The sequence below is a fragment of the Pseudomonas sp. CFBP13528 genome, from assembly GCF_005233615.1.
In the GTDB taxonomy this organism is placed as follows: domain Bacteria; phylum Pseudomonadota; class Gammaproteobacteria; order Pseudomonadales; family Pseudomonadaceae; genus Aquipseudomonas; species Aquipseudomonas fluorescens_AM.
The window spans coordinates 17698-37257 of the sequence record NZ_QGAJ01000016.1 but is presented as its reverse complement, the minus strand read 5'-3'; the positions used below and the strand labels follow the sequence as shown (position 1 = coordinate 37257).

Here is a 19560-nt window from a genome sequence, read left to right as displayed (position 1 = left end):
GGCTTGCCCCCTCCCACATTTAGACCTCAGTGGTCAGCTGGATACGTGCAAAGCTCTGTAATTCGGGGTAGAAAGCCCGGAAATCCTCACTCAAAGGCTCATAGAGCTCGCGCAACTCACGCATCGCAAATCCTAACGCCTCCGGGTCCGTCAGCCGCCGCGAAATCCCGCGCAGCACCTGCTCCATCACCGCAAACTCACGATAAGACCCCAGCCAGTCATCCGCCGCCATATACGGCGCAATCTGCGCCAGCCGCCCCGGCAATGCAGGTTCTGCGGCGAGCACGCGGTACACCTGCGCGGTGAAGCGCTCCAGCGGCTGATCGGCATACAGCGCCCAATCCCGCGCCAGGCAATGGTCGAAGAACACGTCGAGCACGATCCCGGCATAGCGCCTGCGGGTCAGGCTGAAGCGCGACAACGCGGCCCCCACCAATGGGTGGCTGTCGGTGAATCGGTCAATGGCGCGATGCAACTGGATCGCCGCTTCGATTTGCGGGTTGAACTGGCCCTGCAGACGGCCTTTGACGAAGTCGCCATACAGGCTGCCCAGCAATTGCGCAGGCCGTTGGCCGCCCAGGTGCAGATGTGCGAGATAATTCATGGCGCGCAGTCTACCACTGCGGCCATCATATCGTTATAACCCGATATACCGATTCGTGCTGATTCCAGATCAAAATCATATTGGTATATCGGAATACGACGATTTAAAGTTCGCCTCATCGCGATATAACGTTTTACGCCACCGAGCACCCTGCCATGCCGATCGACCTCGACGAAATAATAAAAGCCCTGGCCCACCCAGTACGACGAGACATCCTCACCTGGCTGAAAGACCCGAAAGTGCAGTTTCCCGAGCAATTGCACAACCACGAATACGGCATCTGCGCCGGGCAGATCGACCAGCGCTGCGGCTTGTCCCAGTCGACCGTGTCGGCCCACCTGGCGACCTTGCAACGGGCGGGCTTGATCACCAGTCAGAAAGCCGGGCAGTGGCACTTTTTCAGACGCAATGAGGAAACCATCCAAGCCTTCCTCGCAGCGCTCATCGCCGAACTCAGCGCCCCTGCGCCGCAATAAGGAGCCGAAAATGCCGCGCTCATTGCTAATGATTCTCGCGCTGCCGGTGACCCTGATTACTTTCCGTCAGAACGGCGATGCCGACCTGGCCCCCGCCACCAACTGATCAACTTGAAGAGAAAGGTACATTCCCATGACGACTATTTTTGATCCGATAAAACTGGGCGACCTGGAACTGTCGAACCGCATCATCATGGCGCCGCTGACCCGCTGCCGTGCCGATGAAGGCCGCGTTCCCAACGCGCTGATGGCCGAGTATTACGTGCAGCGCGCATCCGCCGGGCTGATCCTCAGCGAAGCCACTTCCGTGACGCCCATGGGCGTGGGTTACCCGGACACACCGGGGATCTGGTCGAACGACCAGGTGCGCGGCTGGGCCAACATCACCAAGGCCGTGCACGGCGCAGGCGGCAAGATCTTCCTGCAACTGTGGCACGTCGGCCGCATCTCCCATGAGTCGTACCTCAATGGCGAGGCCCCGGTGGCGCCGAGCGCGGTCCAGGCCGAAGGCCACGTCAGCCTGGTACGCCCGCTGGCCGACTACCCCACCCCACGCGCCCTGGAAACCGCTGAAATCGCCGACATCATCGACGCTTACCGCACCGGCGCCGAAAACGCCAAGGCCGCCGGTTTCGACGGCGTGGAAATCCACGGTGCCAACGGCTACCTGCTCGACCAGTTCCTGCAAAGCAGCACCAACCAGCGCACCGACCAATACGGCGGCTCCCTGGAAAACCGTGCGCGCCTGTTGCTGGAAGTGACCGACGCCGCCATCGAGGTCTGGGGCGCGGGCCGCGTGGGCGTGCACCTGGCACCGCGTGCCGACGCCCACGACATGGGCGATGACAACCTGGCGGAAACCTTCACCTACGTCGCCAGCGAACTGGGCAAGCGTGGCATTGCCTTCATCTGTTCCCGTGAAAAAGAAGGCGCAGACAGCCTCGGCCCGCAACTGAAAAAAGCCTTCGGCGGCGTGTACATCGCCAACGAACGCTTCACCAAAGACAGCGCCAACGCCTGGCTGGCCGCCGGCAAGGCCGATGCAGTGGCGTTCGGCATACCGTTCATTGCCAACCCGGACCTGCCGGCACGCCTGAAGGCCGATGCGCCGTTGAACGAGCCGCACCCGGAAACTTTCTACGGCAAAGGCCCGGTCGGCTATATCGACTACCCAACCCTGCCGATCTAACTGACCGAAACACAAAGCAATGTGGGAGGGGGCTTGCTCCCGATAGCGGAGCTTCAGTCAACACATCAGTGACTGACACACCGCTATCGGGAGCAAGCCCCCTCCCACATTTTTGACCGCATGTTTCGTCTTGGAAACATCGCTTCACAGAACCGCAACAATATCGCTACAAAATACTTAGGCCGCTACCTATCAACCGCCCGCCAGTCCGTATATAAAGTCACCCCTTCAATCAGGCAGAAGGACGATTGACCGTCCTTGGGCTTTACTGTTGACACAACTGGTCGCAATTACGCATTTTGTCTCAATTGCGCAGGCTGGGGCTCAAGCGCAGCATGTCCAGCCCTGCGTCCACCCAGCGCTCGGCGTCCTGATGCAGTTGAAAGCTTTCAGGCACCAGCAGCCACTGGCCGATAAGGCCGTGGATGTACGCATGAAGGCACACCGCAGCACGGTGGGTATCAAGACCGTCCGGTAATTGCCCGCGATGCACCGCGTTACGCAACGTCAGACCGATGCGCAGGTTGCACTCCAGGCTATGGGCCTGGCGCTGGCGGCGCATGTCACACATTTCATCGGTGAACTCGCACTTATGAAACAAGATCTCGTTGATGCGCCGGGTTTTCGGGTCCAGGGCCACTTGATGATAGAGATGAATCAGCAGTTTGCGCATGCACCCCAACGGGTCGACTTCATCCTCGCTTTCACTGGCCCGGGCCAATTCGTCCAAGGGTTCGTGCAGCGTGTCGAGCAGGGCCTGCAGCAAATCGGACTTGTTACTGAAATGCCAGTAAATAGCACCGCGCGTCACGCCGGCCAGGGCGGCAATGTCCGCCAGCGTGGTCCGTGCAACGCCACGTTCATAAAAGGCTTGCTCGGCGGCTTGGAGGATCTGGCTGCGCGTTTCCTGAGCTTCCTCTTTGGTGCGACGAACCATGGCAGTAAAACCTCAATCAGAACACTGGGGACTATCGTTAACGCGACGTTAATAGGCGTGAACGATCATCTGAATAATTGTGGGACGACACCGTCATGGGCGCCGAACGTACTAAAATCGAGGCTTTGGGCGCTGCTTTGTCAGCATTGCGCCGAGCCTGTCAAGAGTTTACAAACAACCATGAACGTAAGTATATTGCGTAGCAAGCTACTTATCCACTCACGGCTTGTTTTTTACCCTTCCACACTTCTTGTGCGCACCCTGCGCGCCTGACCCGAGGATCTTCATGCAACTTAAGCCAGCTGTTACCGCTCTGGTCACTGCCGTCGCCCTGGCATCGCTGCTCAGCGGATGTAAAAAGGAAGAAGCGGCTCCGCCCGCTCAAACCCCTCAGGTCGGCGTGGTCACTATTCAACCGCAAGCCTTTACCCTGACCACCGAGCTGCCGGGCCGCACCACGGCCTACCGCATTGCCGAAGTGCGCCCTCAGGTGAACGGCATCATTCTCAAGCGCCTGTTCAAGGAAGGCGCCGACGTGAAGGAAGGGCAGCAGCTCTACCAGATCGATCCGTCGGTGTATGAGGCCACGCTCAAGAGCGCCCAGGCCAAGCTGACGCAGACCAAATCGATCACCGATCGCTACAAGCAACTGATCGATGAGCAAGCCGTCAGCCGCCAGGAATACGACACCGCCGTCGCCGACCGCATGACCGCCGAGGCCGACCTGCAGAGCGCGCAGATCAACGTGCGCTACACCAAGGTTTTCGCGCCGATTTCCGGGCGTATCGGCCGCTCTGCGGTAACCGAAGGCGCCCTGGTCAGCAACGGCCAGGCCGACGCCATGGCCGTGATCCAGCAGCTGGACCCGATCTACGTCGACGTCACCCAGTCCTCGGCCGAAATGCTGAAACTGCGTCGAGACCTGGAAAGCGGCCAACTGCAAAAATCCGGCGACAACGCCGCCATGGTCAAGCTGACCCTGGAAGACGGCAGCGACTACGGCCAGCAAGGCAAACTGGAGTTCTCTGAAGTGTCGGTCGACCAGACCACCGGTTCCGTGACCCTGCGCGCCGTGTTCCCCAACCCCGACCATGTGCTGCTGCCGGGTATGTTCGTGCACGCCCAACTGCAGGCCGGTGTGAACAGCAAGGCCATCCTCGCGCCGCAACAGGGCGTGACCCGTGATCTGAAGGGGACCCCGACGGCCCTGATCGTCAATGCCGACAACAAGGTCGAGCAGCGTGAACTGGTAGCCAACCGTACTGCCGGCGCCTATTGGCTGGTAGAGAAAGGCCTCAACGCCGGCGATCGCGTCATCACCGAAGGCTTGCAGTACGTCAAGCCGGGCGCCGAGGTGAAAGTCACCGAAGCCGGCAACGCCAAGCCCGCCGGTTCTGCCGCTCCTGCTGCCGCTGCTGGCAAAGGGGAGTAATCCATGTCGAAATTTTTTATCGACCGTCCCATTTTCGCCTGGGTAATTGCCCTGGTGATCATGCTGGTCGGGGCACTGTCGATCCTGAAGCTGCCTATCAACCAATACCCGGCCATTGCGCCAACCGCCATTGACATCCAGGTGACCTACCCAGGCGCGTCCGCACAAACCGTGCAGGACACCGTGGTACAGGTCATCGAGCAACAGCTCAATGGTATCGACAACCTGCGCTATGTGGCCTCGGACAGTAACTCCGACGGCAGCATGACCATCACTGCGACGTTCAACCAGGGTACCAACCCGGACATCGCCCAGGTTCAAGTTCAGAACAAGCTGAACCTGGCGACCCCACTGCTGCCGCAAGAAGTGCAGCAGCAGGGTATCCGCGTGACCAAGTCGGTGAAGAACTTCCTGATGGTGATCGGTCTGGTGTCGGAAGACGGCAGCATGACCAAGGACGACCTCTCCAACTACATCGTGTCCAACATCCAGGACCCGATTTCCCGTACCTCGGGTGTGGGTGACTTCCAGGTCTTCGGTTCGCAGTACGCCATGCGTATCTGGCTTGACCCGGCCAAGCTGAACAACTTCCAGCTCACCCCGGTGGATGTCAGCAACGCCATCAAGGCTCAGAACGTGCAGGTGGCCACCGGCCAACTGGGCGGCCTGCCTGCCCTGCCCGGCACTCAATTGAACGCCACCATCATCGGCAAGACGCGCCTGCAAAGCGCCGAAGAGTTCGCCAAGATCCTGATGAAGGTGAATGCCGACGGCTCGCAAGTGCGCTTGGGCGACGTTGCACGTATTGAACTGGGCGGCCAGAACTACAGCATCAGCGCGCAGTTCAACGGCAAGCCGGCGTCCGGTATGGCGATCAAGCTGGCCGCCGGGGCGAACGCCCTGGACACCGGTAAAGCGATCCGCGCCACCGTGGCATCCCTGGAGCCGTTCTTCCCGCCAGGCATGAAAGCCGTGGTGCCGTACGACACGACCCCGGTAGTGACCGAATCGATCTCCGGTGTGGTTCACACCCTGATCGAAGCGATCGTGCTGGTGTTCCTGGTGATGTTCCTGTTCCTGCAGAACTTCCGCGCCACCATCATCACCACCATGACCGTACCGGTGGTACTGCTGGGTACGTTCGGGATCCTGGCGGCGTTCGGTTTCACCATTAACACCCTGACCATGTTCGGCATGATCCTGGCCATCGGCCTGCTGGTGGACGATGCCATCGTCGTGGTGGAAAACGTCGAGCGGGTCATGGCCGAGGAGCACCTGTCACCCAAGGAAGCGACCATCAAGTCCATGGGCCAGATCCAGGGCGCCCTGGTGGGTATTGCCCTGGTACTCTCGGCGGTATTGCTGCCGATGGCCTTCTTCGGCGGCTCCACCGGCGTGATCTACCGGCAGTTCTCCATCACCATTGTGTCGGCGATGGCGTTGTCGGTACTGGTTGCCCTGATCTTCACCCCGGCCCTGTGCGCCACCATGCTCAAGGCGATCGACCCGGAAAAACACGGCCAACCCAAGCGCGGCTTCTTCGGCTGGTTCAACCGCACCTTCGACAGCGGCGTACTCAAGTACGAGCGCGGCGTGGGCGGCATGATCAAGCACAAGATCCCGGCCTTCATCGTGTATGCGCTGATCCTGGCCGGCATGATCTGGATGTTCACCCGTATCCCGAGCGCGTTCCTGCCTGAGGAAGACCAGGGCGTGATCTTCGCCCAGGTACAGACACCCGTGGGCGCCTCGGCCGAGCGTACGCAAAAAGTCATCGACGACATGCGCGCCTTCCTGCTGCATGACAAGGAAGGCGAGCCGGGCGAAGGCAAGGCCGTGAAGTCGGTATTTACCGTGAACGGCTTCAACTTTGCCGGCCGCGGCCAGAGCTCGGGTCTGGCATTCGTGATGCTCAAGCCATGGGACGAGCGCGATTCGTCCCAGTCGGTATTCGAAGTGGCCAAGCGCGCCCAGGGTTACTTCTTCGGGGCCTTCAAGGACGCCATGGTATTTGCCATCGTGCCGCCTTCGGTTCTGGAACTGGGTAACGCCACCGGCTTCGACGTGTTCCTGCAAGACCAGGGTGGCGTCGGCCACGACAAGCTGATGGCAGCCCGTAACCAGTTCCTCGGTGCGGCGGCCCAAAGCAAGATACTGGCGGGCGTGCGGCCCAACGGCGTGAACGATGAGCCGCAGTACGAACTGACCGTCGATGACGAGAAAGCCAGCGCCCAGGGCATCAGCCTGTCGGACATCCAGCAGACCCTGGCCATCGCGCTGGGCGGCAGCTACATCAACGACTTCATCGACCGTGGTCGGGTGAAGAAGGTGTATGTACAGGGTGATGCGGCCAGCCGTATGTCGCCGGAAGACCTGGACAAATGGTACGTGCGCGCCGACTCCGGGAAGATGGTGCCGCTGTCGGCCATTTCGTCGGGCAAGTGGATCTACGGCTCGCCGAAGCTCTCGCGTTACAACGGTGTAGCGGCCATGGAAATCCTCGGCACGCCGGCGCCTGGCTACAGTACCGGTGACGCGATGGCGGAAGTCGAGCGGATTGCCAAGGAACTGCCGGCCGGCATCGGCTATGCCTGGACAGGCCTGTCGTACGAAGAACGTCTGTCCGGCTCCCAGGCGCCTGCGCTGTATGCCCTGTCGCTGCTGGTGGTGTTCCTGTGTCTCGCCGCCTTGTATGAAAGCTGGTCGATCCCGATTGCGGTGATTCTGGTAGTCCCGCTGGGTGTGATCGGTGCGTTGATCGCCACCAGCATGCGCGGCTTGTCCAACGACGTGTTCTTCCAGGTCGGCCTGTTGGTGACGGTGGGCCTGGCAGCGAAAAACGCGATCCTGATCGTGGAGTTCGCCAAGGAGCTGCACGAGCAAGGCAAGGGCATTGTGGAGGCGGCCATCGAGGCATCCCGCATGCGTCTGCGCCCGATCATCATGACGTCCATGGCGTTCGTGCTCGGCGTATTGCCGCTGGCGATTTCCAGCGGCGCAGGCTCGGGCAGCCAGCACGCGATCGGTACCGGCGTGATCGGCGGTATGATCACCGCGACCGTGCTGGCGATCTTCTGGGTGCCACTGTTCTACGCAACCGTGTCTTCCGCCGGCGAACGCAAACAGAAAAACACCACTGAAACTCCTAAAGAGGCTGGCCAATGAGCAAGTCGCTACTTTCCTTAGCCGTCACCGCCTTCGTGCTCAGTGGCTGCTCGCTTATCCCCGACTACCAGCGCCCCGAAGCGCCGGTAGCGGCGCAGTTCCCGCAGGGGCCGGCGTACTCGTCGGCCCAGGCGCCGGGCCAGGCTGCCGCGGAGCAAGGCTGGAAGCAGTTTTTCCATGACCCTGTCCTGCAACAGCTGATCCAGACCGCGCTGGTGAACAACCGTGACCTGCGCGTCGCGGCCCTGAACATCGACGCCTATGCGGCGCAGTACCAGATCCAGCGTGCCGACCTGTTCCCGGCCGTCTCGGCCACCGGCAACGGCACCCGTTCGCGTACCCCGGCGCGGCTGTCGCAGACCGGCGAATCGAGCATTTCCAGCCAGTACTCGGTGGGCCTGGGGATCAGCTCTTATGAGCTGGACCTGTTTGGCCGCGTGCGCAGCCTGAGCGAAGAAGCATTGCAGAAGTACTTCGCCACCGAAGAAGCGCGGCGCAGCACCCAGATCAGCCTGGTGGCCAGCGTGGCGAATGCCTACCTGACCTGGCAGGCCGACAAGGAACTGCTCAAGCTGACCCAGGACACCCTCGGGGCGTTCGAGCAGAGCTTCAAGCTGACCTCGCGCAGCAACGAAGTCGGCGTGGCCTCGGCCCTCGACCTGAGCCAGGCGCGCACCTCGGTGGAAAACGCCCGGGTGCAGCTTGCCCGGTATACGCGCCAGGTGGCCCAGGACGAAAACAGCCTGACCCTGCTGCTGGGCACCGGCCTGCCGGCGAATATCGCCAGCAAGCCACTGTCTGATGACCTGCTCAGCGAAGTACCCGCCGGCCTGCCGTCGGACCTGCTGCAACGGCGTCCCGACATCGTCCAGGCCGAGTACAACCTCAAGGCCGCCAACGCCAACATCGGTGCGGCCCGTGCGGCGTTCTTCCCGAGCATCAGCCTGACCGCCAGCGCCGGCACCGCCAGCCCGAACCTGGGCGGCCTGTTCAAGGGCGGCTCGGGCACCTGGTCGTTCGCACCGCAGATCAACATCCCGATCTTCAACGCCGGTAGCCTGCGCGCAAGCCTGGACTACTCGAAGATCCAGAAAGAGATCAACGTGGCCAACTACGAGAAGGCCATCCAGACCGGCTTCCAGGAAGTCTCCGACGGCCTGGCCGCGCGGGCAACCTACAAGCAGCAACTGGATGCCCAACGTGGCTTCGTCGCCGCCAACCAGGACTACTACCGCCTGGCCGAGCGTCGCTACCGCATCGGTGTGGACAGCAATTTGACCTTCCTTGATGCCCAGCGCCAACTGTTCAGTGCCCAGCAATCGCTGATCACCGACCGCCTGGCGCAGCTGACCAGCGAGGTCAACCTGTACAAGGCCCTCGGCGGCGGCTGGAATGAGCAGACCGCGAAGAACGAGCCGGTGAAAGAACAAGCGCCGCCGCTCAAGTTGTTCTGATAGCGCCTGTCTAATCAAACCGCTTCCCTTACCGGAAGCGGTTTTTTTTTGCCATGTCACTAACCCCTGCGAATCAAAGGTGGGCGCTGGCTTGCCTTCACTTCAACCTTTCAGGGTAAGATTGGTAACAGATTCTTACAGACCACAGAGGGAGCTTGTCGTAATGATCGTAGGCATTGACCTGGGCACGACCAATAGCCTGGCCGCCGTGTGGCGCGGCGATGCCGCCGAAATGGTGCCCAATGCCCTTGGCCAGTTGCTGACCCCAAGCGTGGTAGGCATGGATGATCAAGGCCGCATCCTGGTGGGCCAAGCCGCCAAGGAACGCCTGCATACTCACCCGCACCTGACCACGTCGCTGTTCAAGCGCTACATGGGCAGTGCCACCGAAGTGCGCCTGGGCGACCGCTCGTTCCGCCCCGAAGAGCTGTCGGCGCTGGTCCTCAAAAGCCTCAAGGAAGACATCGAGCGCACCTATGGCCAAACCGTCACCGAAGCGGTGATCAGCGTGCCCGCCTACTTCAGCGACGGCCAGCGCAAAGCCACGCGCATTGCCGGTGAACTGGCGGGGCTCAATGTTGAAAAACTGATCAACGAACCCACCGCCGCCGCCTTGGCTTATGGCTTGCACCAGCGTGACAGGGAAACCTCGTTCCTGGTTTTCGATCTCGGCGGCGGCACCTTTGACGTGTCGATCATCGAGCTGTTCGACGGTGTAATGGAAGTACGCGCCAGCGCCGGCGACAACTTCCTGGGCGGCGAAGACTTCGACACGTTGTTGCTGGAACACTTCGTCGACAGCCAGCGCAATGCCCAGGGTTTCCCGCCCACCCGCAGTGTGTTGCAAGCCCTGCGTCGCGAAGCCGAGCGCGTGCGCAAAGCCTTGGGCCAGGACGACAGCGCCGAGTTCGCCCTGCGTATCGATGGCCAACAGTGGGTCACAACCATCACCCAGGCCGAACTCGCCAAGCTCTACACGCCCTTGTTGGAACGCCTGCGCGCACCGATTGAACGCGCCCTGCGAGACGCACGCATTCGGGTCGGTGACCTGGATGAAATCCTGTTGGTCGGCGGCACCACGCGCATGCCGCTGGTGCGCAAACTGGCCGCTGGTTTGTTCGGGCGTTTCCCGTCCATCAGCCTCGACCCGGACCAGGTGGTCGCCCACGGCGCGGCGATCCAGGCCGCGCTCAAAGCCCGCTCGGCGGCACTGGAAGAAATCGTGCTGACCGACGTCTGCCCCTACACCCTGGGTATCGAAACCTCGAACCAGTACGGCGGCCATATCGAAAGCGGGCATTACCTGCCGCTGATCGAACGCAACAGCAGCGTGCCGGTGAGCCGGGTCAAAAGCGTGGTCACGCTCTACGACGACCAGCCCCGCGTGCTGCTGAAAATCTACCAAGGCGAAAGCCGTCTGGTGAAAGACAACATCGAACTGGGCCAGTTGGAAATCCCCGTGCCCAAGCGCAAGGCTGGCGAAGTCTCACTGGACGTGCGCTTCACCTACGACAACAACGGTTTGCTCGAAGCCCAGGTGAACATTCCGCTGACCGGCGAGCAGCACTCGCTGGTGATCGAAAACAATCCTGGCGTGCTCAGCCCGCAAGAGATCCAGCAACGCCTGCAAGCGTTGGCATTGTTGAAAATTCACCCGCGCGACCAGCAGGTCAACACCGTGCTGACCGCCCGCCTCGAACGGCTCTACCAGGAAAGCCTGGGCGAGCTGCGCGAGCAACTCGGACACTGGGCCGCGCAGTTTCAGCAAGTGCTCGACACCCAGGACGAGCGCCGCATCCGTGAGGCCCGCAGCGAACTGACCCGACAACTTGAGCAACTCGATAACGGGTTCTGGCGCTGAAGGAAATCCACATGGACTGTTGGACAGTGTTGCAATTGGCGGACGATGCCGACGAACGGACCATCAAGCGAACCTACGCGCGACTGCTGAAAAGCTGCCGCCCGGACGATGATCCCGAAGGGTTCCAGCGTCTGCGCGAAGCCTATGAGGCTGCATTGGGGTACGCACGCTGGCGTGCAGACAACGAAGAGGAACAGCGCGCAACTGCCGTCGTCGAACAGACTGACAGCCACCTCAAGGATCTGGCCGAGCTGATGGATGTCCGTCCCTTGAGCCCTGCTGCGTTCGAGGCACCTGCGCCCAAAGGCGCCTACGATCTGGCCGAGCTGATGGACGTCAGTACGCTCAGCCCCGCGCCCTTTGAAGCGCCAAAACCTGACCCGGTCCACGCGTTGCTCACCGGCCTCAACGCCGACAACCTCGATGAACGCTGGGCCCAGGCCCGGCAACAGGACTTCAGCGACGCCTTCCAGGCCGGCCTGCTGCGCCACTGCTTTGAAGCCCCCGGCGAGCGCAGTGCAATTACCCGTTGGGCGATGCAACAGCTGGAATGGCTGACACCCTGGCAACGGGTGGCCATGACGCCATGGCAGCACGATGCACTGACCAGTGAGCTGTTGCAGGAATATCGCCTCAACTTGCAGGAACTGCTGGAGCAAAAGGCCGAGCGCGAGTTCATCACCCAACTGACGCACTACAACGAGCAAGCCTGGCTGCGGGTGTTCGATCAGCAGCAACAGTGGCAACACATTATTCTGCAACTGCTGCACGACACCCAATGGAGCGTGCCGCTGTTTGAACGCGTATGCCAGGCCTTTGGCTGGGACGACCAGAAAGGCGTGTTTGCGGAACCCGCGTGGATGTGGCGCAGCCTGGTGTCGCGTTGCGAGCAGGAAAGCTTTTATATCAGCCTCCAAGACAAAGCCCAGGACACCCGGCGCACCTGCGCCGATGCCCTGGCCGCGCGCTTGTTGCTCACGCCCATGACCGCAACCCAACAGATGCGCATCATCGGCAGGTTTGGCCAAAACGAATGGAACGCTTGCCAGCATCTGGGCGAAACCCTGACCTGGCGTTATCCGCAGTTGATCGAACGCCTGCCCCAAAGCGACCTGTTTTTCTGGCGCAAATTCGTCCCACGACCGATTTACGTCCATGTGCTTATCCGGCTCTGGGCGATCTTTGCCTTGGCCGCTGTCCTGAACCTCGTTCACGTTGAAACCGAAAAGCTGGACTTCGGGGTCGTACTCATCTTAGTGGTATTGGCGATCTTGCCGGCCGTGGTCTTCTTTCGGATCACGCAGATGTGGGCCGGGATGAGTGCGTCCTTTGTAGTTGCGGACGTGTGGCTGAGCCAGTATTTGATCCCTAAACGCGTCAACCCCAACCAGTATTGGCTGGTGTTACGCCACGGCATCCCGCAATTGGCCATGCTCGCGGTGTGCGGGCTGGCACTGGGCATTCTGGGAGCGATTACGTATGCCGGGATGCTGCTGATCAACCTGCTGCACAGCAAACGCATCGGCCACATGGGTGAGAAAAGCCTGAAATTTCCGTGGCTCAACGGCCTGCATTGGGCCTTCTGGAGCCCGCTGCAAGTGGTATTTCTGGTGGTGATGGTGGCGGTGATCATCGCCGCGCAGCATTACCTGCCAGCGGTGCCATGGTCCCATATCGACCTGCCCAAACAGTAACGAGACGCTTGGGCCTGAGCGTATTGCGCAGGCCCGCAACTTGCGTTCGATCATCGCCCACAACCCGCTCTGCCCCACTTTCACCGTCCCCGCAGCACCCAGCACCATGGCGGCCACCTGCATAACCCCAATAACAACAGGTCCGATACCATGAGCACTTTCCATCCGCGCCAGCTCCTGCTGGCCAGCGTTGTCAGCAGTCTTGCCCTGCCCGCTCTTGCCGAGGAGCACGGCTTTCTCGAAGACGCCAGCGCCAACCTCAACCTGCGTAATTTTTTCTTCAATCGCAACTACACCAACCCGACCAAAACCCAGGGCGGCGCGCAGGAGTGGACGCAAAGTTTCATCCTCGACGCCAAGTCCGGGTTCACTCAAGGCACGGTCGGCTTCGGTGTGGACGTGCTGGGCTTGTATTCGCTCAAGCTCGATGGCGGGCGCGGCACCGGCGGCACGCAGTTGTTGCCGCTGGACCACGACGGCCGCCCGGCCAATGCGTTCGGGCGCCTGGGCGTGGCGTTCAAGGCGCGGTTTTCCAGGACTGAAGTGAAAGTCGGGGAATGGATGCCGGTGCTGCCGATCCTGCGCTCGGACGATGGTCGCTCACTCCCGCAAACCCTGCGCGGCGGGCAGATCACGTCAAAGGAAATCGATGGCCTGACCCTGTATGGCGGTCAGTTTCGTGCCAACAGCCCGCGCGACGACAGCAGCATGCGCGACCTGTCGATGACCGGCAAAACCGCGTTCACGTCCGATCGTTTCAACTTCCAGGGCGCCGAATATGCCTTCAACGACAAACGCACCCAAGTCGGGGTGTGGAATGCCCAGCTCAAGGACATCTACAGCCAGCAGTTCGTCAATCTGATCCACAGCCAGCCCGTAGGCGACTGGACCCTGGGCGCCAACCTGGGGTTCTTCTACGGCAAGGACGACGGCAGCGCCCGCGCCGGCAACCTGGACAACAAAACCTGGTCCGGCCTGCTGTCCGCGCGCCACAGTGGCAACACCTTCTACGTCGGCCTGCAAAAACTCACCGGCAACAGCGCCTGGATGCGTGTCAACGGCACCAGCGGCGGCACCCTGGCCAACGACAGCTATAACTCGAGCTACGACAACGCCGAGGAAAAATCCTGGCAGGTTCGCCACGACTACAACTTCGCCGCCCTCGGCGTACCGGGCCTTACCCTGATGAACCGCTATATCAGCGGCAGCAACGTGCACACCGGCACGGTGACCGACGGCAAGGAATGGGGCCGCGAAAGCGAATTGGGCTACACCGTACAAAGCGGCAGCCTGAAAAACCTGACCCTGCGCTGGCGCAACTCCAGCATGCGGCGTGACTACAGCAACAACGAGTTCGATGAAAACCGGTTGATCGTCAGCTACCCGATAAGTCTGCTGTAAACCGGCGCCGCAGTTACTGTATGGTGCGCGCCTGCCGCTGCTGATCGCCCCAGCAGCGGCCTTTCATTCGGGCCCGCGCACAGCATGAAAACCTTCGTCCCAGCAATCGCAGTGTTTGCCCTGGCCCTGAGCCTGGGCGGCTGTATCGGTTCGCCCATCGCCTTGACGCCGCAGACCGAGCAACGCCTGCAAGCCCGGGCGCCGATCCGTTTTCTGCTGACTTTCGATGACGGCCCCAGCGCCTCGGGCTACAACAACCCGAGCCGGTCGGTGGTGGCCGATCTGGCCGATAACCCGGTATCGCCGGGGATCAAGGCGGTGTTCTTTCTACAGACCGAAGCCGCCCGTTCAGGGGGCAGCGCGCGGGGCCGCAAGACCATGGTGCGTGAGCATGCCGCCGGCCATGTCCTGGCCTTCCACACGGCGACGGCGTTTCATACCAATCATCGCTGGCTCAATGACGCCGAGTTGGAACGCACCCTGACCCAGGGCGCCGCGGACATCGCCGCCATCACCGGCACGCCGCCCCTGCTGGTGCGGCCACCGTTCTGGAACTACGACCACCGCACATTCGCCGCCTACCGACGCCACGGCATGCAGGTCCTGCTGACCGACCTGAGTGCCAACGACGGCAAGATCTGGGGCTTCAATGGCAGCCCACGCCGCCGCGCCAACCTGTACCGGCAGCTGTCAGTGGTGCGTGAGCGCATCGCGGCGGGTGAGTTGCCGACGGTGGACGGCGTGGTACCGGTGGTGGTGACCTTCCATGACATCAACCGCTACACCGCACGGCATATGCAGGAGTACCTGCAGATCCTGATGGACAGCGCCCGCATCAACGGCCTGAAGACCGCCGCCACGCCCTTCTACACCGACACCGCCACCCTGCAACGCGCAGCGCTGGCCCGCACGGTCCAGGATATGAACGAGCCGGTGCATCTGCCAGGGGTGTGGAATTGGCTGTGGGACGCCGATGCCCACTAAGCGCCCCGCAACAATTGGATGTGCAGGTATAAATAGATATCAGGAACCCTACATCAATACTTGCCACCAAAGAGGAACGCAACTCTTCATGCCCAGGTAGACAATGATTACCCAACCGCCCTCCCCGCCCATACCAATGACGGATCCCTTACTTTCGCCAACCTTTCAAGCCTCTGGCGCTCCAACGGCGACGATGATTAATATTCCTAGTGTCAGCGACCCTCACGCCAACAACGATCGACGCCTGAGGTTCAACGCAAACTCACGACTCGCCCCAGACCAAAAACCGGTTCATCGGTACAAAGAGAAATACATCAACGCTGAAGTGCTGCGACACGACAAGCATGTAAAAATAAGTCATGAAACAACCATCAACAGCCTGCATAGAAAACCCCACTTAGCCGAAGACTTAGTAGTGGTGATTGAAACAGGCAATGCCAATGACCGTATCAGAATAAAAGACGGTCCCGACCAGAGCATAATCGTCACAGTCAATGATAAACCCTACCAACTCAATAAGATTTACTCCGAAGAAAGCGAAGTCTACAGCCTGCGTATTAAAACAAACGGGGGCGACGACTGTGTGCTTGTCGACGCTGATGTGAAATTCCCCGTAGACATCGACTTAGGGGACGGTAACGATTACGCCCAGGCTGGCTCAGGATATACCACCCTGCGCGGTGGATCAGGCAACGATACGCTTAAGCTCGGCAGTGGCCAGGGCATAGCGTTCGGGGGTGACGGCGAGGATCTGATGATCGCCGGTACCGGTAATGGCGTGCTCAGGGGCAATAATGGCAATGACCGCATGCAAGCTGGCGAACGGACTAAGGGGAGTAGTCTGTACATGGACGGAGGAGACGGTCACGACTTCATGATTGTCACCAAGAACACCCTTGATAACCCGACTATTTTACACGGGGGTAAGGGCGAGAACCTTATCGTTACCCACGGCAAGGCCACCGTATACACCGGACGCGATAAAAACATTGTTCGGACGCACAGCGACGACAGCGTAATTTATGCCAAACCCACGGACGAAGTTCATCGTACCCCGGGCTCCACACTGACTCACACGACCTTCAAGGAGGTGGGACACAGTGGGTATACCGTCGAAGGTTCTGAAGAGTTTGTACAGACCGTAAAAGATGATCTTGACTTATTACGTCTCTCGCCGACAGGCAAGCAGATGTTAGCTGAGGCGGACGCGGCAGCGAACCGTAATGATGCTCCGACGCTGATCAAAGAAACCAAAGTCAATAACGGTTCTTATCACTTCAACAGTTTGAAACTGAGAAAACATTTTTCCACGGACAGACCTGATGAAGTAAACCCTAAAGACAAATGGAAGGGACAAAACTTCGGAGGCGTGTTCACCACATACGACCTGGAAGGATTAACTCCAGCCGACTGGGGAGAGGTTACTTACAATCGACCCGGGGATGTCGCGACCGCAGGCGAAATACATTACAACCCCTCCTTTTCGCTCCCTGATGTTAGTGGCCCCATCGTCACGCTGTACCATGAGATGGCCCATGCGTATAACGGAGCCAACGGCAGCATGCTACCCGGGAGAACAAGGGTGCCGCATAAACTCTCCGGTGAACGCGATGTTGAACACCAGGCGGTTGGCTTACCCACCGACGCGCAGCCGTTCAACTTCATCAACAGGCCATCTGCGCAACCCACCACGACCAACCCCAAGCCGTTCACTGAAAACGCATTGAGAGAGGAACTGCAACTGCCCCTCAGAAAAAAATATTAGAAACAGGGCCACCGCCTATCAGGCCGAACCTCGCGACTCCACGCCCAACTCATCCCACACCGATTCGGCCAAGTGGAACGTCGCGTTGGCCGCCGGGATCCCGCAGTAGATCGCGCTCTGCATCAGCACTTCCTTGATCTCGGCGCGGGTCACGCCGTTGCTGGCGGCGGCACGTAAATGCAGCTTCAACTCTTCGGTGCGGTTCATGCCGATCAGCATCGCGATGGTGATCAGGCTGCGGGTGTGACGTGGCAAGCCTGGGCGGGTCCAGATGTCTCCCCACGCATGGCGAGTGATCATTTCCTGAAACTCGCTATTGAACTCGGTCAGGGCATTGAGGCTGCGCTCCACATGGGCGTCGCCCAGCACTTCGCGGCGCACTTGCAGACCCTCGGCATAACGTTGTTTCTCGTCCACGAAAAGCTCCTCAGCGGCCCAGCAGAAATTCAATCACGCGGTCGCTGAACGCAGCGCCGGCTTGCACATTGGACAGATGCGCCGCATAGAACTCGGCGTATTCGGCGCCCTTTACATGGTTCTGGATAAAGTGTCCGCCGGCTGGCGGGGTCACCGCGTCTTCCGTGCCGGCAATCACCAGGGTGGGCACTTTGATCGACGCTAACTGATGACGCAAATCCGCATCGCGCACCGCCGCGCAGTTGGCGGCATACCCTTGGGGCGAAGTGGCCGCAAGCATGGCAGTGATCTGCTCGGCCTGGTGGGGGTTGGCGGCGGCAAAATCGGCGGTGAACCAGCGTGCAATCGAGGCATCTCGCAGTGCAACCATCGCCGCCGCGCCATCGCGCAATACCATTTCGATACGCGGGTTCCACACCTCAGGCGTGCCGATCCTGGCGGCGGTGTTGCAGACCACCAGACGATTGAGCCGCGTGCCGGCGTTGATGCCTAACCATTGGCCGATCAACCCGCCCATGGACAGCCCGCAAAAATGCACGCGGTCAATATCAAGCGCATCCAGCAACGCGATCACATCGTGACCCAGTTGTTCGATGCTGTAGGGGCCCTCGGTGACCAGGGATTTGCCATGGCCGCGGGTATCAAAGCGCAGCAGGCGAAAATGCTGGGTGAATGCCGGCACCTGGATGTCCCACATATGCAGGTCAGTGCCCAGGGAGTTGGACAGCACCAGTACCGGTGCATCGGCGGGCCCATCGAGTTGGTAATGCAGTTCGCCCTCGGCGAGTTGTACGAAAGCCACAGTGGTCTCCTTACGCGGTCAATGCAAAGTGTTCAGTCACGGCGCGGCGGACCCAGGCAGGGGCCTGGCCGAGGTAGTTGGCCGGGTCGAGCAGACGGTCCAGTTCGGCCGAGGATAACTCGGCGGTGACCTGCGGCTGATCCGCCAGCACGGCACGCAAATGGCGCTGCTCGGCGACCGCGCGTTTGCAGCACTGCTCCAGCAAGTGGTGCGCGGTTTCACGCCCCAGGCGTTGGGCAAGCACGCTGCTGACAGCTTCGGCCAGCACCAGGCCCTGGGTCAGGTCGAGATTGCGGGCCATGCGCTCGGCATCCACCTCCAGCCCTTCGCTGACCAGCAGCGCCTGTTTCAGTGCCCCCGAGACCAATCGGCAGATCTGCGGCAAGGTTTCCCATTCGGCATGCCACAGCCCCAGGCTACGTTCGTGCTCCTGGGGCATGGCACTGAACATCGTCGCCACCAGACCGGGCACACGGGTCGCGGCGCTGATCAGCACGGCGGCGCCGACCGGATTGCGCTTGTGCGGCATGGTCGAAGAGCCGCCCTTGCCCGGCGCCGAGGGCTCGAACACTTCCGCCGCTTCGGTTTGCATCAACAGGCTGATGTCGCGGCCCAGCTTGCCAAGGCTGCCGGCGATCAGGCCGAGCACGCTGGCAAACTCCACCAGACGATCACGTTGCGTGTGCCACGGCTGCTCGGGCAAGCTCAGTTGCAACTCGGCGGCCAAGGCTTGCGCCACCGGCATGGCCTGCTCGCCCAGCGCAGCCAGGGTGCCCGACGCACCGCCAAACTGCAGCACCAGCAAACGCGGTTTCAATTCCACCAGGCGCTGGCGACTGCGCGTCACCGCGCCCAGCCAGCCGGCGATCTTCATGCCCAGGGTGACGGGCGTGGCATGCTGCAGCCAGGTGCGCCCGACCAGAGGTGTCGATGCATGCCGCTGCGCCTGGGACGCCAATACATCGCCCAGGCGCGCCAGGTCCGCTTCGATCAGCTCCAGCGCGCGGCGCAATTGCACCACCAGGCCGGTGTCCATCACGTCCTGGCTGGTTGCCCCCAGATGCACATAACGCTCGGCCCCGGCGTCTTCAGCGGCAATCAACTTGCCCAGCGCCTTGACCAATGGAATCGCCGAGTTGCCCGCCGTGGCAATCGCCACGCTGAGCGTATCCACGTCATACAGCGATGCCAGGCAGGCCTGGGCAATCGGCGCCACGGCGGCCTGCGGGATCAACCCGACCTGGGCCTCGGCCCGGGCCAGCGCGGCCTCGAAATCCAGCATGCCCTGCAATCGGCCCTGGTCACAGAACACTTCAGCCATGCTGTCGGCGGTGAAGTAGGCGTCGAACAGTTGGTTGCTCGTGCGCAGTGTCATAACT

The 19560-nt window shown here is 61.0% G+C and carries 15 protein-coding genes; 10 read left to right on the top strand and 5 right to left on the bottom strand.

What is annotated here, in order from left to right; translation table 11 throughout:
* Nucleotides 1-19: 19 nt before the first annotated feature.
* The gene (locus tag PspCFBP13528_RS22800) at nt 20-604 is read right to left on the bottom strand and encodes an ACP phosphodiesterase (RefSeq protein ID WP_137201575.1); all 585 of its coding nucleotides are present in this window, start codon (nt 602-604) and stop codon (nt 20-22) included.
* A gap of 155 nt (nt 605-759) precedes the next feature.
* On the opposite strand from PspCFBP13528_RS22800, the gene PspCFBP13528_RS22795 reads away from it, so the two are divergent.
* On the top strand, nt 760-1080 hold the full coding sequence (locus tag PspCFBP13528_RS22795) for a helix-turn-helix transcriptional regulator (RefSeq protein ID WP_101219268.1): 321 nt from the start codon (nt 760-762) through the stop codon (nt 1078-1080).
* A 133-nt stretch (nt 1081-1213) separates the two neighbouring features.
* The gene (locus PspCFBP13528_RS22790; RefSeq protein ID WP_137201574.1) at nt 1214-2269 is read left to right on the top strand and encodes an alkene reductase; all 1056 of its coding nucleotides are present in this window, start codon (nt 1214-1216) and stop codon (nt 2267-2269) included.
* A gap of 304 nt (nt 2270-2573) precedes the next feature.
* Here PspCFBP13528_RS22790 and PspCFBP13528_RS22785 read toward each other — a convergent pair whose 3' ends face one another.
* Nucleotides 2574-3206 carry a TetR family transcriptional regulator gene (locus tag PspCFBP13528_RS22785; protein WP_065952004.1) on the bottom strand — a complete coding sequence of 211 codons (633 nt, stop codon included), beginning with the start codon at nt 3204-3206 and terminating at the stop codon, nt 2574-2576.
* Nucleotides 3207-3492: 286 nt separating this feature from the next.
* On the opposite strand from PspCFBP13528_RS22785, the gene PspCFBP13528_RS22780 reads away from it, so the two are divergent.
* From PspCFBP13528_RS22780 to PspCFBP13528_RS22745, 8 genes are all read left to right on the top strand, one after another.
* Nucleotides 3493-4638, top strand: a complete 1146-nt coding sequence (locus tag PspCFBP13528_RS22780) for an efflux RND transporter periplasmic adaptor subunit (protein WP_065952005.1) — start codon at nt 3493-3495, stop codon at nt 4636-4638.
* A gap of 3 nt (nt 4639-4641) precedes the next feature.
* Nucleotides 4642-7803 (top strand): efflux RND transporter permease subunit, encoded by a 3162-nt coding sequence (locus tag PspCFBP13528_RS22775; RefSeq protein ID WP_065952006.1) that lies wholly within the window; start codon nt 4642-4644, stop codon nt 7801-7803.
* The gene (gene adeC, locus PspCFBP13528_RS22770) at nt 7800-9257 is read left to right on the top strand and encodes an AdeC/AdeK/OprM family multidrug efflux complex outer membrane factor (RefSeq protein WP_065952007.1); all 1458 of its coding nucleotides are present in this window, start codon (nt 7800-7802) and stop codon (nt 9255-9257) included. The genes PspCFBP13528_RS22775 and adeC overlap by 4 nt, the downstream gene beginning before the upstream one ends.
* 163 nt (nt 9258-9420) lie before the next feature.
* Nucleotides 9421-11118: a molecular chaperone HscC gene (locus PspCFBP13528_RS22765; RefSeq protein WP_137201573.1), complete on the top strand. Its 1698-nt coding sequence runs from the start codon at nt 9421-9423 to the stop codon at nt 11116-11118.
* Nucleotides 11119-11129: 11 nt separating this feature from the next.
* Nucleotides 11130-12812 (top strand): J domain-containing protein, encoded by a 1683-nt coding sequence (locus PspCFBP13528_RS22760; protein ID WP_137201572.1) that lies wholly within the window; start codon nt 11130-11132, stop codon nt 12810-12812.
* Between the two features lie 150 nt (nt 12813-12962).
* A complete protein-coding gene (locus PspCFBP13528_RS22755) occupies nt 12963-14213 on the top strand; it encodes an OprD family porin (protein ID WP_137201571.1) in 1251 nt (416 codons plus the stop codon).
* A gap of 84 nt (nt 14214-14297) precedes the next feature.
* A complete protein-coding gene (locus tag PspCFBP13528_RS22750) occupies nt 14298-15197 on the top strand; it encodes a polysaccharide deacetylase family protein (RefSeq protein ID WP_065952011.1) in 900 nt (299 codons plus the stop codon).
* A 103-nt stretch (nt 15198-15300) separates the two neighbouring features.
* Nucleotides 15301-16962, top strand: coding sequence for a M91 family zinc metallopeptidase (locus PspCFBP13528_RS22745; protein WP_241669135.1), 1662 nt, complete (start codon nt 15301-15303; stop codon nt 16960-16962).
* Nucleotides 16963-16980: 18 nt separating this feature from the next.
* Here the strand turns inward: PspCFBP13528_RS22745 and pcaC are convergent, their stop codons facing one another.
* The 3 genes from pcaC to PspCFBP13528_RS22730 are packed head-to-tail and all read right to left on the bottom strand — an operon-like array spanning nt 16981 to nt 19556.
* A complete protein-coding gene (gene pcaC / locus PspCFBP13528_RS22740) occupies nt 16981-17379 on the bottom strand; it encodes a 4-carboxymuconolactone decarboxylase (RefSeq protein WP_065952012.1) in 399 nt (132 codons plus the stop codon).
* A gap of 10 nt (nt 17380-17389) precedes the next feature.
* On the bottom strand, nt 17390-18181 hold the full coding sequence (pcaD, locus tag PspCFBP13528_RS22735) for a 3-oxoadipate enol-lactonase (RefSeq protein ID WP_101219280.1): 792 nt from the start codon (nt 18179-18181) through the stop codon (nt 17390-17392).
* Nucleotides 18182-18191: 10 nt separating this feature from the next.
* Nucleotides 18192-19556 carry a 3-carboxy-cis,cis-muconate cycloisomerase gene (locus tag PspCFBP13528_RS22730; protein WP_137201570.1) on the bottom strand — a complete coding sequence of 455 codons (1365 nt, stop codon included), beginning with the start codon at nt 19554-19556 and terminating at the stop codon, nt 18192-18194.
* Nucleotides 19557-19560: the final 4 nt, after the last annotated feature.

Excerpts from the sequence above, each read along its gene's own strand:
- PspCFBP13528_RS22775 (WP_065952006.1), top strand. The coding sequence starts at position 4,642 with ATGTCGAAATTTTTTATCGACCGTCCCATTTTCGCCTGGGTAATTGCC.
- PspCFBP13528_RS22760 (WP_137201572.1), top strand. The coding sequence starts at position 11,130 with ATGGACTGTTGGACAGTGTTGCAATTGGCGGACGATGCCGACGAACGG.
- PspCFBP13528_RS22790 (WP_137201574.1), top strand. The coding sequence starts at position 1,214 with ATGACGACTATTTTTGATCCGATAAAACTGGGCGACCTGGAACTGTCG.
- PspCFBP13528_RS22785 (WP_065952004.1), bottom strand. The coding sequence starts at position 3,206 with ATGGTTCGTCGCACCAAAGAGGAAGCTCAGGAAACGCGCAGCCAGATC.
- PspCFBP13528_RS22765 (WP_137201573.1), top strand. The coding sequence starts at position 9,421 with ATGATCGTAGGCATTGACCTGGGCACGACCAATAGCCTGGCCGCCGTG.
- PspCFBP13528_RS22750 (WP_065952011.1), top strand. The coding sequence starts at position 14,298 with ATGAAAACCTTCGTCCCAGCAATCGCAGTGTTTGCCCTGGCCCTGAGC.
- adeC (WP_065952007.1), top strand. The coding sequence starts at position 7,800 with ATGAGCAAGTCGCTACTTTCCTTAGCCGTCACCGCCTTCGTGCTCAGT.
- PspCFBP13528_RS22780 (WP_065952005.1), top strand. The coding sequence starts at position 3,493 with ATGCAACTTAAGCCAGCTGTTACCGCTCTGGTCACTGCCGTCGCCCTG.
- PspCFBP13528_RS22795 (WP_101219268.1), top strand. The coding sequence starts at position 760 with ATGCCGATCGACCTCGACGAAATAATAAAAGCCCTGGCCCACCCAGTA.
- PspCFBP13528_RS22745 (WP_241669135.1), top strand. The coding sequence starts at position 15,301 with ATGATTACCCAACCGCCCTCCCCGCCCATACCAATGACGGATCCCTTA.
- PspCFBP13528_RS22730 (WP_137201570.1), bottom strand. The coding sequence starts at position 19,556 with ATGACACTGCGCACGAGCAACCAACTGTTCGACGCCTACTTCACCGCC.
- PspCFBP13528_RS22800 (WP_137201575.1), bottom strand. The coding sequence starts at position 604 with ATGAATTATCTCGCACATCTGCACCTGGGCGGCCAACGGCCTGCGCAA.
- PspCFBP13528_RS22755 (WP_137201571.1), top strand. The coding sequence starts at position 12,963 with ATGAGCACTTTCCATCCGCGCCAGCTCCTGCTGGCCAGCGTTGTCAGC.